The organism is Vibrio sp. M260112 (assembly GCF_036533775.1).
Classification (GTDB): domain Bacteria; phylum Pseudomonadota; class Gammaproteobacteria; order Enterobacterales; family Vibrionaceae; genus Vibrio.
The window spans coordinates 241,777-257,785 of the sequence record NZ_JATABH010000001.1 but is presented as its reverse complement, the minus strand read 5'-3'; the positions used below and the strand labels follow the sequence as shown (position 1 = coordinate 257,785).

Here is a 16,009-nt window from a genome sequence, read left to right as displayed (position 1 = left end):
ATGAGTGAGATGACTCTAAATGCTGCAGAGCAGCCGATCGACGAGTTGGTCGGCTGGGTAAAACAGCACGATTTCTCATTGAATCTGACCACAGAGCGCTTGGCATTTTTGATCGCTATTGCTGTGCTCAGTAACGAAAGGTTCGATGAAGAGTTAGGTGAAGGTGAACTGCATGATGCGTTTACCATAGTGACTCGATTATTCGAAGAAACAGGGGATGCATCTGCGTTCCGTGCAAACAACGCCATTAATGAAATGGTGAAACAGAGACTAATCAGCCGCTTTACCAGTGAAATTAACGACGGAGCAAGTATTTACCGTTTATCGCCTCTCGCGATCGGTATTACTGACTATTACGTTCGCCACAGAGAATTTTCTAAGCTTAAATTATCTATCCAATTATCTATGGTTGCAGATGAAATGGCGAAAGCGATTGAGTCTGCACGTCAGGGTGGCACACCTGAGCATTGGCGCAAGAATGTTTACGGAGTCTTAAAATACTCGGTGGGAGAGATTTTTGACCAAATCGACTTGAACCAACGTGTGATGGATGAGCAGCAACAGTCGGTCAAACTTCAAATTGCGGAGCTACTGAACAAAGATTGGCGAGATGCGATAAACAACTGTGAGTCGCTGCTGTCTGAAACGTCCAACACGCTTAGAGAGTTGCAAGATACGCTCCAAGCGGCGGGTGATGAACTGCAAACTCAGATTCTTGATATTCAAGAGCTGGTGTACGGTGATGATGAACTCGAATTTATTGCCGAAACACTGTTCGCACTGCAAATGAAACTTGACCGCATCACAAGCTGGGGTCAACAAGCGATTGACCTTTGGATTGGCTATGACCGCCACGTCCACAAGTTTATCCGTACCGCGATTGATATGGATAAGAACCGAGCGTTTAGTTCGCGTTTACGTCAATCGATAAAAGATTATTTCGATATGCCTTGGTATCTGACTTATGCAGATGCTGAGCGTCTAACTGACCTTCGTGATGAAGCTCTAGTACTTCGCGATGATGAAGTCACAGGCCAAGTGCCGCTAGAGGTAGAATACGAAGAGTTCCAACAGGTCAATGATGAATTGGCAGAACGCATTGGCAATATGCTCCGAGTTCATAAAGAACAGGGGACCGCCATTGATCTTGGTATCGTGCTACGCGATTACCTAGCTCAGCATCCGCAGACTCATCATTTTGATTTAGCACGAATTGTTATCGACCAAGCAGTACGCCTTGGCTATTCCGAGTCAGATTATCAGGCAATTCAGCCAGACTGGCAGGCGATCAACGATTTTGGTGCAAAGGTACAAGCAAATGTCATCGACCGATACTAATGAATACATGCCAGATAATCTGGTAAAAGCAATTTCGAACCCTCTGTTCCCAGCGCTTGATAGCATGCTGCGAGCAGGCCGTCACATTTCCAGTGAAGATCTCGATAACCACGCACTGTTGTCAGACTTCGAAGTTGAGCTGAGCTCTTTTTATCAGCGTTACAACACAGAGCTAGTTAAAGCACCTGAAGGCTTTTTCTACCTTCGTCCACGTTCAACCTCTTTGATTGGCCGCAGTGTTCTTTCCGAACTGGATATGCTGGTGGGCAAGGTGTTGTGTTTCTTATATCTAAGCCCTGAGCGCTTAGCTCATGAAGGTATCTTTACCAACCAAGAGTTGTATGAAGAGCTGCTTGCTCTTGCTGATGAATCTAAGCTAATGAAGCTTGTGACCAACCGAGCGACAGGTTCAGACTTAGACAAAGAGAAACTGTTCGAAAAAGTACGTACGTCTCTACGTCGACTACGCCGTTTAGGCATGATCATCAATATTGGTGAAACGGGCAAATTCAGTATCAGTGAATCGGTATTCCGCTTCGGGGCAGATGTACGCATCGGCGACGATATGCGTGAGGCACAACTGCGTCTTATCCGCGATGGTGAAGCGGTTGTCCATACCAAAGAACCAAGTCAGGGTAGCCTCCTTGAGCGAAATAATGATGACAATGATGATCAAGCCGAAGAGCAAATGTTAGAAGAGGGTGAAGCATGATTGAACGCGGTAAATATCAATCGCTAACCATGGTCAACTGGAACGGCTTTTTTGCGCGTACATTTGATATCGATGGTCTAGTAACAACGCTTTCTGGCGGTAACGGTGCAGGTAAGTCTACGACCATGGCGGCCTTCATCACGGCACTGATCCCAGACCAAACCTTACTTCACTTTCGTAATACCACAGAGGCGGGTAGCAATCAGTCATCTCGTGATAAAGGTCTTTACGGTAAGCTGCAAGCGGGTGCCTGTTACGCTGCGCTTGACGTGGTTAACTCACGAAATCAACGCTTACTGTTTGCCGTCAAGCTACAGCAAGTGGCAGGCCGTGATAAGAAAGTCGACATCAAGCCATTTGTTGTACAGGGTTTACCAAGCCATGTTAAACCTACCGATATTTTAATTGAGAACGTGTCGGCAACTCAGGCACGTGTTCGTCAGATTAACGAAGTAAAGGAAGCGGTCGGACAATTCGAGGGTGTGCAGTTTAAAGCGTTCCCTTCCATCGTTGACTACCACTCGCAAATGTTCGAGTTTGGCGTTATTCCGAAGAAACTACGTAACTCCAGTGATCGCTCTAAGTTCTACCGCTTAATCGAAGCGTCACTGTACGGCGGTATTTCAAGTGCGATTACTCGCTCACTGCGAGACTACTTGCTACCGCAAAATGGCGGCGTGAAGAAAGCGTTCCAAGATATGGAATCAGCGTTGCGTGAAAACCGTATGACGCTTGAAGCGATCAAAACCACTCAAGCCGATCGTGACCTGTTCAAACACCTTATCACTGAGTCAACCAACTACGTGGCAGCAGACTACATGCGCCATGCAAATGACCGACGCAACAAACTAGAGCAGACTCTATCTTTACGTAGTGAGTTGTTTGGTTCACGTGCAACGCTAATCGAGCACAACAATCTACTTAACAGAGTGCAAGAAGAGCTTGAGCTGCTGGTTGAGTCTGAATCTGCTTTAGAGCAAGACTACCAAGCGGCGTCTGACCATCTGCAATTAGTGCAAAATGCTTTGCGTCAGCAAGAAAAGATTGAGCGTTACCAAGAAGATCTCGAAGAGCTCAACGAGCGTCTTGAAGAGCAGTTGATGGTGGTTGAAGAAGCGCAAGAGCGTGTCGCGATGGCCGAAGAGCAAGCGTCTGTTTCTGAAGAAGAAGTGGATAGCTTGAAGAGTCAGTTAGCCGACTACCAGCAAGCGCTGGACATTCAGCAAACCCGTGCGCTGCAATATCAGCAAGCGGTTGAGGCGCTAGATAAAGCAAAACAACTATTGGGTAACGAAGGCTTAACTGCTGAATCGGCGCAAGTGCTTGTTTCTGAGTTGAAAGCGCAAGAAGCCCAAAGTACGACAGAGTTGCTCGCAACTAAGCATAAATTGGATATCTCATCAGCTGCTGCTGAACAGTTTGAATCCGCTCTCAAGCTGGTTGCAAGTATTGTCGGACATGTAGAGCGTAAAGAGGCTTCAACAGCCGCGAAAGACGCGATTGAACAGAGTCGTGAAGCACAGCGCATCGCTCAAAATGAACAGCAATGGCGAGCACAGCATCGTGATGTGGAACGTCGTTTACATAAGCAACGTCAAACTCAGGAATTGGTCGCTGAATATCAAAAACAGCATCAAGTGGAACTGACCGATGAAGCGACGTTTGAGATCGAGCGTGAACGTCACGTTCAACAGATCGAATCTCTAGAGATATCTCAAGAAGAGTTGCGTGAGCAACGCAGTGAGCAGCGCCGTCTAGAACAAGATGCATCCGCTGAAATCAACAGGCATGAAGCCATTGCTCCAACTTGGATTGCTGCGAATGATGCCCTCGAATCACTTCAAGAGCAAAGCGGTGTAAAACTGTATGACAGTCAGGCTGTCATGAGCCATATGCAAGTCGTTCTAGAGCAAGAAAAACAACAGTCTATCACCAAAGATAAACTGGCTGAACGTCGTAGCAAGCTTGAAGATGAAATTGAACGACTCGCGTCTCCTGGTGGTTCTAACGATCCGCGCCTGAAAGGCTTAGCCGATACCCTAGGTGGGGTTCTGCTGTCCGAGATTTATGACGATATCACCATTGACGATGCGCCGTATTTCAGTGCGATGTACGGCCCAGCTCGCCATGCGATTGTCGTATCAGACTTGTCTGGTATCGAAGAGAAGCTGGTTGAATTAGATGACTGCCCTGAAGACCTCTATATCATTGAAGGTGACATCGATGCATTTGATGACAGCTCATTTGATGCAGAAGAGCTTGAAGGTGCGGTATGCGTGAGAATGAACAATCGTCAGATGCGTTATTCGCGTTTGCCAGAAATTCCTTTGTTCGGTCGTGCCGCTCGTGAGCAACGTTTGGAACTGCTGCGCAATGAGCGCGAAGAGGTCGTAGAACAGCATGCTAAAGCGGCATTTGATTCGCAAAAACTCCAACGTCTGTACCAAGCATTCAACAACTTTGTGGCTAAACACATTCAGGTTGCGTTTGAACCAGACCCAGAGCAAGCATTGATCGTAGTACGTGAAAAACGCGGCCAATTAACACGAGCTTTGGCAGATCTAGATGCCAAAGAGCAGCAGCAACGTAGTCAGTTATTGGCAAGCAAGCAAGCGATATCCGCTCTGGATAAGATTGCGCCAAATATGGCTCTTATTGAGGATCAGGCACTACTTGCTCAGTTTGAAGAACTGGAGCAAAACATTGCCCAACTGACAGACGCCAAAGCGTATATTGCTCGTCATGGTAAGGCGATTGCTGAGTTAGAAAAAATTGCTTCAGCGCTGGAAGCTGACCCTGAGCAGTTTGATGCTTTGGAAGCGGAATACCACGCGGCTGACCAAAAACTTCAACAGCTGAAAACCCAGATTTTTGCTGTGGCAGATTTGGTTGAGCGTCGTCATTACTTCGCTTACTCAGACTCAGTCGATTTGTTGAATCAAAGTAGCGAATTGAGCGAGCAGCTCAAATCGAAACTGGTCGAAGCGGAACGTATGCGCACGCGTTCACGCGAGGAGTTTAAACAGGCTCAAGGCCAGATGAACCAATACAACCAGGTGCTAGCCTCACTCAAGAGTTCGCATCAGGCGAAGCTTGAGACGGTTCAAGAGTTCAAACAAGAGTTACAAGAATACGGTGTCACGGCTGACGAAGGTGCTGCTGAACGCGCTATGCGTCGTCGCGATGAACTGCAAGAGCGTTTGCATACTTCACGTTCTCGTAAGAGTGAATACGAGCGCACTATCACTGCGACAGAACTTGAAATGAAAGCGCTGGCAAAACGTCTCAAGAAAGTGCAGAAAGATTACGTTGATCTGCGTACATTTGTCGTTGCAGCGAAAGCAGGTTGGTGTTCAGTACTTCGCCTAGCACGTGAGAATGATGTGGAACGTCGCCTTCACAAGCGTGAACTGGCTTACATGTCCGCAGATGAACTGCGTTCTATGTCGGATAAATCGTTGGGCGCATTGCGTCTTGCGGTCGCCGACAATGATGATCTGCGTGATGCGCTGCGTCTTTCTGAAGACAATGCACGTCCAGAACGCAAAGTCTTGTTTTATATTGCCGTATACCAGCATCTTCGTGAGCGTATTCGTCAGGACATTATTCATACTGATGATCCTGTTGAAGCTATCGAAGAGATGGAAGTGGAACTTGCGCGTCTAACCGAAGAACTGACACAACGTGAAAACCGTTTGGCAATCAGCTCGGATTCTGTTGCGAGCATCATTAAGAAGACGATTCAGCGTGAGCAAAACCGTATTCGTATGCTTAACCAAGGTCTGTCCAACATATCATTTGGTCAGGTCAAGGGCGTTCGACTCAACGTTAAGATCCGTGAAAGCCATGAAATATTGCTTAATGGCTTGTCTACAGGACAAGAACAGCACAAAGATCTCTTCGAATCCACGCGTTACACGTTCTCTGAAGCGATGGCGAAGTTGTTCCAACGTGTTAATCCACATATCGACATGGGACAGCGTTCTCCTCAGGTTCTGGGTGAAGAGTTACTGGACTACCGTAACTATCTGGAATTAAGTGTGGAAGTTAACCGTGGTGCAGATGGCTGGCTTCAAGCGGAGTCAGGGGCGCTATCGACAGGTGAAGCCATTGGTACCGGTCAATCGATTCTATTGATGGTTGTACAGAGTTGGGAAGAAGAGTCTCGACGTCTACGTAGCAAGGACATTGTACCTTGTCGTCTATTGTTCCTTGATGAAGCAGCACGTCTTGATGCTAAGTCTATCTCAACTCTGTTCGAGTTGTGTGACCGTCTCGGCATGCAGTTACTTATCGCTGCACCAGAGAATATCAGCCCAGAGAAAGGGACAACGTATAAACTGGTGCGTAAGGTGTTCAAAGATCATGAACACGTGCATGTCGTAGGATTAAGGGGGTTTGGACAAACCAAGAAAGCCAAGAGTGAAGTCCAGCAACTGGTCGAAGAGTTATAAGAGACAAGAAAGCCCGCGAAAGCGGGCTTTCTTGTCGTTAAAACAGAGCTATCTAGGAATCTCTTTGGCGAAGATACCGAACTGACGCGCGGCATAAGCGACGCGTTCGGCTGGCTTCGGATACTCAGCGGGTGAACCAAGACTCTCGATATGATGAAGGCGAGGCAATAAGCCAGCGCCGTTAGCGATTTGAATAGCAAGTCCAGGACGAGCATTCAGTTCTAGCACCATTGGACCTTCCTCTTTATCAAGCACCATGTCGGTACCCATATAGCCGAGCCCAGTCATTTCCCACGCACTTGAAGCAAGGATCAGTAGCCGTTCCCAATGAGGTACTTGAAGGGTCGCTAACTCCATACCGGTGTCTGGATGGTGGGTAACAGGTTGGTCAAACTGTACAGCTCGGACAGCACGGCCTGTCGCGATATCAATGCCCACACCAACGGCACCTTGGTGCAAGTTTGCTTTACCGTCAGAGGCGGCAGTAGAGCAGCGCATCATCGCCATTACCGGATAACCTTTGAAGACGATGATGCGCACATCAGGTACGCCTTCGTAGCTGAAACCTTCGAAACAGTCATCAAACTTAATCAAATTCTCCACAACAGCAACATCGTTTTTGCCGCCTAAGGAGAAGAGCCCCGCCAATGCGTTACTGATATGACGCTCTACATCTTCTTGATTAATGGTGGAACCCGAAGGTTTGGTGTAAACGCCATCTTTATGTGACGTGATAACCAAAATACCTTTACCACCACTACCTTGGGCTGGTTTGATCACAAAGCCAGGCCAGTTCTTGACCATTTCATGAATGGTTTTAACTTCAGCCTGATTGCGAATCACACCAATCAGTTTTGGTACCGTAGCGCCGGCCGCTTCAGCAATGATTTTGGTTTTGAGCTTGTCGTCAACCAGCGGATACTTTGAACGGTCATTGTATCGGCCAATGTAGCTGTGGTTGCGCTTGTTCATGCCCATAATGCCTTTGTGGCGGAGCTTGAACGGCGATGTATATTTCGAAAACATTACTTACTCCTCCGCTAGCGGTTTAAAGCGACGGAGTTCAGTTAAGCGGTAACCTGTGTAAGTACCTAGCAGCAAGATAGCCGCTAACACGATCAACTGTAGACCGATAAAGTTAAAGGTCAGGTGCTGAATGAATGGGTTCGTCATCGCGAGATAAACCAGCACAGCAGTGAGCAGTGAGCCACCGCCTTGCAGCACGACTTCCTTCGCGCCTTCTTCTTCCCAGAGAATGGACATACGTTCAATCGTCCAAGAAAGAATAATCATAGGGAAGAAAGTAATCGATAAGCCTTCGGTTAAACCAATCTTAAACGCGACAACGGTAAACACAGAGATGATCATAATTACCGTGATGATCACCGCCGATATCCTCGCGACTAACAGTAAGTTGAGCTTCGATAGATAACTTCGAATGATAAGGCCCGTACCGACGATCAGCAAGAAGCCAACAATACCCGTAACGAGTTGAGTCTGAACAAAGGCTACGGCAATCAACACCGGCATAAATGTACCTGAGGTTTTCAGACCGATAATCACACGCAAGAACACAACGATCAGAGCGCCAATCGGGATCAGCATGATGGTTTTAAACATCGCTTGTTCTTCGAGAGGCAAGCTGTGAATCGAGAAGTTTAATAGACCATCTGCGAGTACTTTATCTTTGGTTGCTTGTGATGGCGTAATATCCTGCGCGATCATAGAGAAGTGAACCTGACTGTTTTGACCGCCCACTAAATCAAGTAGTGACACATTAGATTCATCCCAGACCAGAATGTTGTCAGAAATGGCAGGGTTAGCGTTGTTTGGATTAAACAGAACCCACTGTTTACCGTTCCATACCTGATTCATGTGCTGGATAGTTTGTCGACGACGGCCATCTTCTAGCTCGATAACGCCAACGACTTTACTTGGTACTTTGGCGTAAGCAAGGATTTTTGCCACTGCGTCTACTTTGCTCATGCGGTTCAGCAGTAGTGAAGCATTTTGGCTCTCTGAATCGTTGATTGATTTGATCAACTCGCGAGTGAAGGTAATGTCGTCAGCAGAGCGTTGATTCGCACGTTCAATCAACGCAAGAACGGCAGCTTCTGCGGGGCCATCAAAGGTTGGTTGAGTCATTTCGTTAGTGGGTGGCGTTGATTCGACCTTAGCTTGAGGGTCAACCAAGAACTGAGCTTTATAGTAGATGGTTTGTGGTCCTGTGGCCTGACGTACTGACCACTCGGCGCGGCGTCCTGATTCAGTTTCTACGTATGAAAGACCGTAACCAGGAGAAGAAGATGATTCATCAATTAAGGTGAAGCCTGTCTGAGTATGAGGTGCAGCTAATGAGGCTTTGACAGGCTTGGATTGACCACTAAATTCAATGCGAGCCTCAATGTCCCAGACCTGACGTGCTTCGCCTGGTGTCCAAGGAACACCATAATTCTGGTGGCGGAAGATGCTCAATGCAATACCAGCAATAATTAATAGGGCAACTGATATATAAAAAGGGATTTTTGAAGTCATAAGCTTACGCTACCTTGTTATTTTTCTTGGTTTTCCGTATGGATGTATTTTTTACTTACATCAACGACAGCTATATCACGGATGAATTCGCGTCCTAGTAGTACAGGATGACTCATCTGAGAACGATCCGCCAAAGTAAATTGCGCTTTTTCATGGATTTTTCCAAGTTTAACCCACAATTCAATCACCGCTCGTCTTTCGATTTCTTCATTGGTTGATTGGCGAATTTTTACGAAACGAAGAATAGGCGCTTCGATCCAGTTAGATTCATCAAGTGTTTTCTCTCCATCTGAAAGATGGAAGCGCACCCAATTCTTACCATTGCGCTCGAACTCTTCAATATCGATAGCGTTGAGTGATGATGTCGCAGCTCCGGTATCAACACGCGCGTCAAAAGATTGCTTGATTGAATCAATGGTGACTTTTTCTACTTCGCCGAGCACGATGCCATGAGTCGGAGTTGGTTGGGCTGGAGCAGGGGTAGTGAGGACGACTGGCGCCGCAGTTTTACGGACTTCATTCATCGCTTCAGTTCTGAAATCGGACAACTGCTGTTCAAGTAAGTTGACCTGATCCTCAAGACTCTCGATGTAATCAGACTGGTTGCTCAATTGCAAAGCTAGGTTTTCGTATTGAGTGGTGAGATTTGTTTCTGAAGCCTGAATGGCTGCAAGTGTTTCTTGGTGGAGCTGTTCGCTGTTTGTCAGCGTACAACCAGAGACTAGCATTATGGCCATTAAAGGGGTCAATCTTGTCAACATTGAGAAACCTGAACGTAAATAGAATTATTAATTAAATAAGAAGTTTAGCGTATATATTTTATCGCAAACAAGCAGCAATTGGATTGATGCTCTCAAAATTTGAGGAAGGGATGATCATACGCAAAAAATAAGGATGCTGAGCATCCTTATTATTGTATTGGCTATTGGATACGAGAGAAACGTTTTCAAGTCGAACTTGGGTTAACTCTCTGTCAATATTTATGGTTTTTTAGCAACCAGAATCGCGCGTCTTGGTGCTGGGTGACCTTCGACGGTTTTCGATGGGTCATTCGGGTCTAAGTAATCAGGCAAAGAGTTGTGAGTCATCCACTCAGTAGTACGTTGCTCTCCAACGCTTGTGACATTTTCATCGACAATACGCACATCGACAAAGCCCACTTGTTCCAACCAAACCTTGAGTGCTTTTGCTGACGGGAAGAAATAGACGTTACGCATCTGAGCGTAGCGATCAACAGGAACAAGTACAGAAGTCTCATCACCCTCGATAACCAATGTCTCTAACACCAGTTCTCCACCAGAAACCAGTTGGTCTTTCAATTGGATAAGATGATCCAGTGGAGAGCGGCGATGATAGAGCACACCCATGCTAAACACAGTGTCGAACGCTTCCAGTTTAGGAAGTTGTTCTATACCTAGAGGTAGCAGATGCGCACGCTGATCGTCACCCATCAGTTTACGTATCGCTTCAAACTGAATCAGAAACAGGTGAGAAGGGTCGATACCGACAGTGAGCCGAGCGCCTTCACCCAGCATGCGCCACATGTGGTAACCGTTACCACAACCGACATCAAGCACACTTCTGTTTTTCAGTGGTGAAATGTGTGGCAGTACGCGATCCCATTTCCAGTCACTGCGCCACTCGGTGTCAATATGAATGCCGTGAACATGGTACGGGCCTTTACGCCACGGATGGAATGTGCGCAACAGGCTTTCAAGCTTGTTCAACTCGCCTTGATGAAAAGGCGTGTCATTGGCAAGAGTGACAGAGTTTTTTAGATCGACTTGGTCAGGCGAGCCTTGTGGGATCTTGTTCAATGCCTTGACCCAGCGACCAAAGTCACCATGTTCCGCATTTTGCCAGTCGGTTAGCTGCTGAGGGAGTACGTTTAACCAAGGTTGAAGGCGAGTATCTTGAGCAATCAACTGGTAGAAATTAGCAAAATTAAACATAGTCTTATCACTGATATTAAATTAAAAATTTGACACAAAATGAGTGAGTCGAAAAATTTCTCGCTATTTAATCGCGAACATAGAGCCAAAGTTAAAGCATTGGAACCAGACATCGTAGCTAGTGAAGCCAATCGCTTTAAAACGCGCTTTGTGCTCTTGCTTTGAGTCAGGACGCATTACGTTTTCGATGGCACTTCTCTTTTGGCTGATCTCAAGTTCGCTGTAGCCATTGGCTCGTTTAAAATCATGGTGGAGATCAATCAGAAGCTCATTGGACACTTGGTCTTCAAACACGTACTTCTCAGACAGAATTAAAATCCCACCTGGACGTAAACCAGCGTAGATCTTTTCAAGTAAGGCATATCTGTCTTCAGGAGACAAAAATTGCAGGGTAAAGTTAAGTACCACAACAGAGGCATTTTCAATCTCAATATTGCGGATGTCCGCTTCAACGACTTCCACTGGCGTGTCACTTCGATACGCGTTTACGTGTAGCTTACAGCGTTCTACCATGGCAGATGAGTTATCTACGGCGATGATTTTACAGCCTTCTTGATTGATGTGACGGCGCATCGAGAGCGTTGCAGCACCGAGTGAACAACCTAGGTCGTAGATGGTTGAATGCGGCTTGACGAAGCGTTCCGCCAGCATACCAATCGCTGAGATGATATTGCTGTAGCCAGGTACTGAGCGTTGAATCATGTCTGGGAACACTTCTGCGACACGTTCATCAAAGGTGAAATCCCCAATTTTATCGATTGGAGCCGAAAAAATAGTATCTGGATTGCTCTTAGGGTTCATACTCGGTTCTCACTAGATGTCGGCTTGGTCGCCAACATGGTCTACAGCTATTAAAAAGGCGCGTATTTTATGAGAAATAAACGCCTGTGTCATGTTTTGTGGTGATTCTCTTTAGAACATCTGAAGCTGTGATACGCCATCGTCTGCTGGAAATGGTGATAAGTCAGGCAAAAGGGTCTGTTGCTGCAAACTCTTATACAAGGTTGCAGCCAGCTCCGGAGCGATAAGGTTATCCGACGTGTGAATAAACAAATATGGCTGTTTTCCCTGCGCTATCCACTGAGGCAGTTTAGCTAACCATGGCTGGAAAAAGGCGAGATTCTTCTCTTCTTGTGGGTGGCCAATAAAACGCACCATCGGCTGACTTGCCGTGGCGATAGCATGGACAGGTACTTTGGGTTTTTTCTGTTGGGCGTCAAGCAAGGACTCGTAGTGGGGGTGTGTTGGCTCAAGTGGTTCAGAGAACACAGGGCGGCTGTCCATGATTATGCGATCGTAATTGCTTTCGATCAGCCACTGATTCAAGGCAATTTCCGCTTCGCCTTTAGCAAAAAAAGCCGGATGGCGCACTTCAACACCGATAGGAAAGTTGGGTGGAAATAGGGCACAAAATTTCTTCAATATATCGAGATGCTCGGGTGAAAACGCAGCGGGAAGCTGGATCGTCCATTGACCAATCCGATCATGCAGCGGTTGCATGATGTGCATGAACTCTTTCAACTGACTTTGGCTGCCTCGCAGCATTTGTTGATGAGTAATAGCTTGGGGTAGCTTGAAGGTGAAACGAAACTCGTCGTGAGTGGCTGCTTTCCAATTATTGACAGTGCTTAATGTCGGGGTTGCATAGAAGGTGGTATTCCCCTCCACGGTATGAAAGACGCGCGCATATTTTTCTAGCCTTTCAGAGGGTTTAGTCCCTTTTCCGTAAAAGCTTTGCTGCCAATTGTTGTGAGACCACATGGTCAGCCCGAGTCTGACGGGTAAACGGTCCATATTTTGTACTTAACACCCATGATTTGATTAGAAGAATAGAGCTTTGCCGAACCACCCATTATGGGGCTATAATCAGCGCCAATTATCTTACATTGATGCTGTTTTACGCCTTTATTGCTTTAAAAAGCATCAATAGATGATAAATCGCAATAAATTGTATGCTGGGTAGTCGATCTCTACCAACTTTCAGCGTATAAATGGAACTTTGCTCTATCGGTAAAGTTAACACCGATAGATAGTAATCAACAAATTTAAAGAGATTGGGAAATTCATTATGCGTACCCATTACTGTGGTCACCTGAACAAGTCCCTTGCAGGACAAACTGTAGAACTTTGCGGCTGGGTTAACCGTCGTCGTGATCTAGGCGGTCTTATTTTCATTGATATGCGAGATCGTGAAGGCGTAGTTCAGGTTGTTGTCGATCCAGATATGGCAGACGCGTATGAAATCGCAAACACTCTACGTAATGAGTTCTGTATCAAACTAACTGGTGAAGTACGAGTACGTCCTGAAAGCCAAGTGAACAAAGACATGGCTACGGGTGAAGTGGAAATTATCGCCAAAGGTCTAGAAATCATTAACCGCAGTGATGTTCTACCACTGGACTTCAATCAGAAGAACTCTGAAGAGCAACGCTTAAAATACCGTTACCTGGATCTTCGCCGTCCAGAAATGAGTGACCGCATCAAACTACGCGCAAAAGCGTCAAGCTTTGTCCGTCGTTTCCTAGATGACAACGGTTTCTTAGATATCGAAACGCCAGTTCTGACGAAAGCGACCCCTGAAGGCGCTCGTGACTACTTGGTACCAAGCCGCGTTCATAAAGGTAGCTTCTACGCGTTACCACAGTCTCCACAGCTATTTAAACAGCTGCTAATGATGTCGGGCTTTGACCGTTACTACCAAATCGTTAAGTGTTTCCGTGATGAAGACTTGCGTGCAGACCGTCAGCCTGAATTCACTCAGATCGATATTGAAACGTCATTTATGTCGGCTGATGAAGTTCGCGCGACAACTGAGAAAATGATCCGTGAAATGTGGCAAGAGCTGCTTAACGTTGATCTCGGTGAATTCCCAGTAATGCCGTTTAGCGAAGCTATCCGTCGTTTTGGTTCTGATAAGCCAGATCTACGTAACCCACTAGAGCTTGTAGACATCGCTGACCTAGTGAAAGACGTTGAGTTCAAAGTATTCTCAGCGCCTGCTAACGACGAAAAAGGCCGCGTTGCTGTTATTCGTGTACCAGGTGGCGCGTCACTAACACGTAAGCAAATTGATGCTTACGGCGAGTTCGTTGGTATCTACGGTGCGAAAGGTCTAGCTTGGATGAAGGTTAACGACCGTGCAGCAGGCATTGAGGGTATTCAGTCTCCAGTTGCTAAGTTCCTAAGCGAAGAGGTGATCAACGGCATTCTAGATCGTACGCAAGCTGAAACTGGCGATATCATCCTGTTTGGCGCAGACAAAGCAAACATCGTTGCTGAAGCAATGGGTGCTCTACGTCTGAAACTAGGTAAAGATCTAGAGCTAACCAATGAATCTGCATGGGCGCCGCTATGGGTTGTTGATTTCCCAATGTTTGAAGAAGACGACGAAGGCAACTTGCATGCAATGCACCACCCATTCACATCACCTCTAGGTGTTAACGCGGAAGAGCTAAAAGCGAACCCAGCAGCTGCGAACTCTAACGCATACGACATGGTGCTAAATGGCTATGAAGTGGGTGGTGGTTCAGTACGTATCCACAACGCAGAAATGCAAGCAGCAGTATTTGACATTCTAGGTATCGATGCACAAGAGCAGCAGCTTAAGTTTGGCTTCCTATTAGACGCACTTAAGTTCGGTACGCCTCCACACGCAGGTTTAGCATTCGGTCTTGACCGTCTAGTTATGCTGCTATGCGGTACTGAGAACATCCGTGATGTTATTGCGTTTCCGAAAACAACAGCGGCTTCATGTCTACTGACCGATGCTCCAAGCCTAGCGAATCCGGCGGCGCTTGAAGAGTTGGCTATCGCTGTCACAGCAGCAAAAGAAAAAGACGCGGAATAATTTTCGAGTCACATCAATCTATTTGCAGCCGCTTGGAAACAAGCGGCTTTTTTACATTCAAAGCATGAATATTATGCGTCATTGTGTTAAAAATACGTAACACTTTTGGGTAATAGATACAGATATGAACGATCACCTGATTCAATGCGACGCAACCTACCAACTTAGGCGCAAAGTCTTAGTTGGTATGTGTGTTGTTTTAGGCGGGACATCATTGTTATTCGGCTTAACCAATGTTTTCTATTTTGGAAAAAACGCGACGTTGTTGGGTATTATAGAGCTTGTTTATTTTGTCGTCTCTTTTACCATGCTTCAGCATGTAAGAAAATCGACTCAGCCGAATTGGTTTCTTGGATTCCATTGTGTTGTTCTAACTTTTTTAATCAGTTATGGAACATACGTTAGCCGAACAGAGAGCACGGTTTATTTGTGGGCGGTGGTGTTGCCAACCGTATTCTATCTCGCCTTAGGGATCAGGATTGGATTTATTTGGAGTCTTATTTTTCTCTGCTTAGAGGTCACAGTTCTTTATTATTCGCTCGGTGAGCAGTTGATGACTTATTTTGCGACATATTTGAATCTCGCCATGGCATACATATTTGTCTGGGCGATTTCTCACGTCTATGAAGATAGTCGCGTGCGAGGGGTTGAACAACTTAATTCTTTGGCACATCAAGATGCGCTAACGGGTGCACAAAACCGTTTAGCTTTAGTCACGACGTTCAAACAAAACCCACTATCGCTCAATGGCTGTTATCTGTTTGCATTAGATTTGGATGATTTCAAGGCGATCAATGACAACTATGGTCATGCTGGTGGAGATGAGGTGTTAAAAGAGGTCGTCAGGCGTTTAGATAAAGTCGTCACTCGCCAACAAATTTATCGAATGGGAGGCGAGGAGTTTGTCGTCCTTCTCGAACCCAAACGAGTGGCCGACGTTGGATTGCCTCAATTGATTGAGCAGTTACAAAGCAGTGTCATGGAAAGTCCAATAATTTTCGACTCACGGAACATTCATGTCACTTTCAGCGCGGGAGTTGAGCAATTCACCCTTAATGAAGGTCTAGACAAGACGTTGTCTAAAGCAGACAACGGCCTGTACTTAGCCAAAAAAGCAGGGAAGAAGTGCTCCTTTTTTCAAGGAAAAGCGGTCGCTTAACTCGATTGCTGC

At 46.3% G+C, this 16,009-nt stretch carries 11 protein-coding genes; 5 read left to right on the top strand and 6 right to left on the bottom strand.

Annotated elements, in window-relative coordinates; genetic code table 11:
* Genes mukF through mukB form a run of 3 tightly spaced genes read left to right on the top strand, consistent with a single transcriptional unit; the run spans position 1 to position 6,504 of the window.
* Positions 1–1,338 carry a chromosome partition protein MukF gene (mukF, locus tag QTN95_RS01035; protein ID WP_331416016.1) on the top strand — a complete coding sequence of 446 codons (1,338 nt, stop codon included), beginning with the start codon at positions 1–3 and terminating at the stop codon, positions 1,336–1,338.
* Positions 1,319–2,050 (top strand): chromosome partition protein MukE, encoded by a 732-nt coding sequence (gene mukE / locus QTN95_RS01030; RefSeq protein WP_171052214.1) that lies wholly within the window; start codon positions 1,319–1,321, stop codon positions 2,048–2,050. Before mukF ends, mukE begins: the two co-directional genes overlap by 20 nt.
* Positions 2,047–6,504, top strand: a complete 4,458-nt coding sequence (gene mukB / locus QTN95_RS01025) for a chromosome partition protein MukB (protein ID WP_331416015.1) — start codon at positions 2,047–2,049, stop codon at positions 6,502–6,504. Before mukE ends, mukB begins: the two co-directional genes overlap by 4 nt.
* A gap of 48 nt (positions 6,505–6,552) precedes the next feature.
* On the opposite strand, the gene QTN95_RS01020 is transcribed toward mukB, so the two are convergent.
* The 6 genes from QTN95_RS01020 to QTN95_RS00995 form a co-directional block, all read right to left on the bottom strand.
* Positions 6,553–7,530: an alpha-L-glutamate ligase-like protein gene (locus QTN95_RS01020; RefSeq protein WP_138972421.1), complete on the bottom strand. Its 978-nt coding sequence runs from the start codon at positions 7,528–7,530 to the stop codon at positions 6,553–6,555.
* Positions 7,531–7,533: 3 nt separating this feature from the next.
* Entirely contained in the window at positions 7,534–9,039 is a 1,506-nt protein-coding gene (locus tag QTN95_RS01015; protein ID WP_331416014.1) for an inactive transglutaminase family protein, read from the bottom strand.
* A gap of 17 nt (positions 9,040–9,056) precedes the next feature.
* Positions 9,057–9,800, bottom strand: coding sequence for an ATP-dependent zinc protease family protein (locus QTN95_RS01010; protein ID WP_331416013.1), 744 nt, complete (start codon positions 9,798–9,800; stop codon positions 9,057–9,059).
* Positions 9,801–10,019: 219 nt separating this feature from the next.
* Positions 10,020–10,991, bottom strand: coding sequence for a tRNA 5-methoxyuridine(34)/uridine 5-oxyacetic acid(34) synthase CmoB (gene cmoB, locus QTN95_RS01005; protein ID WP_269377182.1), 972 nt, complete (start codon positions 10,989–10,991; stop codon positions 10,020–10,022).
* 63 nt (positions 10,992–11,054) lie between these two features.
* The gene (cmoA, locus tag QTN95_RS01000) at positions 11,055–11,792 is read right to left on the bottom strand and encodes a carboxy-S-adenosyl-L-methionine synthase CmoA (protein ID WP_138972425.1); all 738 of its coding nucleotides are present in this window, start codon (positions 11,790–11,792) and stop codon (positions 11,055–11,057) included.
* 111 nt (positions 11,793–11,903) lie between these two features.
* The gene (locus QTN95_RS00995; RefSeq protein ID WP_138972426.1) at positions 11,904–12,785 is read right to left on the bottom strand and encodes a DUF72 domain-containing protein; all 882 of its coding nucleotides are present in this window, start codon (positions 12,783–12,785) and stop codon (positions 11,904–11,906) included.
* A 274-nt stretch (positions 12,786–13,059) separates the two neighbouring features.
* Here QTN95_RS00995 and aspS point away from each other — a divergent pair, with 274 nt between their 5' ends.
* Together aspS and QTN95_RS00985 are read left to right on the top strand one after the other, a co-directional pair.
* Positions 13,060–14,838 carry an aspartate--tRNA ligase gene (gene aspS, locus QTN95_RS00990; protein ID WP_138972427.1) on the top strand — a complete coding sequence of 593 codons (1,779 nt, stop codon included), beginning with the start codon at positions 13,060–13,062 and terminating at the stop codon, positions 14,836–14,838.
* A 124-nt stretch (positions 14,839–14,962) separates the two neighbouring features.
* Positions 14,963–15,997 (top strand): GGDEF domain-containing protein, encoded by a 1,035-nt coding sequence (locus QTN95_RS00985; RefSeq protein WP_331416012.1) that lies wholly within the window; start codon positions 14,963–14,965, stop codon positions 15,995–15,997.
* Positions 15,998–16,009 lie beyond the last annotated feature (12 nt).

What these genes read in the sequence shown, in the direction of transcription:
- mukF (WP_331416016.1), top strand. Translation starts at nt 1, where the DNA reads ATGAGTGAGATGACTCTAAATGCTGCAGAGCAGCCGATCGACGAGTTG.
- mukE (WP_171052214.1), top strand. Translation starts at nt 1,319, where the DNA reads ATGTCATCGACCGATACTAATGAATACATGCCAGATAATCTGGTAAAA.
- mukB (WP_331416015.1), top strand. Translation starts at nt 2,047, where the DNA reads ATGATTGAACGCGGTAAATATCAATCGCTAACCATGGTCAACTGGAAC.
- QTN95_RS01020 (WP_138972421.1), bottom strand. Translation starts at nt 7,530, where the DNA reads ATGTTTTCGAAATATACATCGCCGTTCAAGCTCCGCCACAAAGGCATT.
- QTN95_RS01015 (WP_331416014.1), bottom strand. Translation starts at nt 9,039, where the DNA reads ATGACTTCAAAAATCCCTTTTTATATATCAGTTGCCCTATTAATTATT.
- QTN95_RS01010 (WP_331416013.1), bottom strand. Translation starts at nt 9,800, where the DNA reads ATGTTGACAAGATTGACCCCTTTAATGGCCATAATGCTAGTCTCTGGT.
- cmoB (WP_269377182.1), bottom strand. Translation starts at nt 10,991, where the DNA reads ATGTTTAATTTTGCTAATTTCTACCAGTTGATTGCTCAAGATACTCGC.
- cmoA (WP_138972425.1), bottom strand. Translation starts at nt 11,792, where the DNA reads ATGAACCCTAAGAGCAATCCAGATACTATTTTTTCGGCTCCAATCGAT.
- QTN95_RS00995 (WP_138972426.1), bottom strand. Translation starts at nt 12,785, where the DNA reads ATGGACCGTTTACCCGTCAGACTCGGGCTGACCATGTGGTCTCACAAC.
- aspS (WP_138972427.1), top strand. Translation starts at nt 13,060, where the DNA reads ATGCGTACCCATTACTGTGGTCACCTGAACAAGTCCCTTGCAGGACAA.
- QTN95_RS00985 (WP_331416012.1), top strand. Translation starts at nt 14,963, where the DNA reads ATGAACGATCACCTGATTCAATGCGACGCAACCTACCAACTTAGGCGC.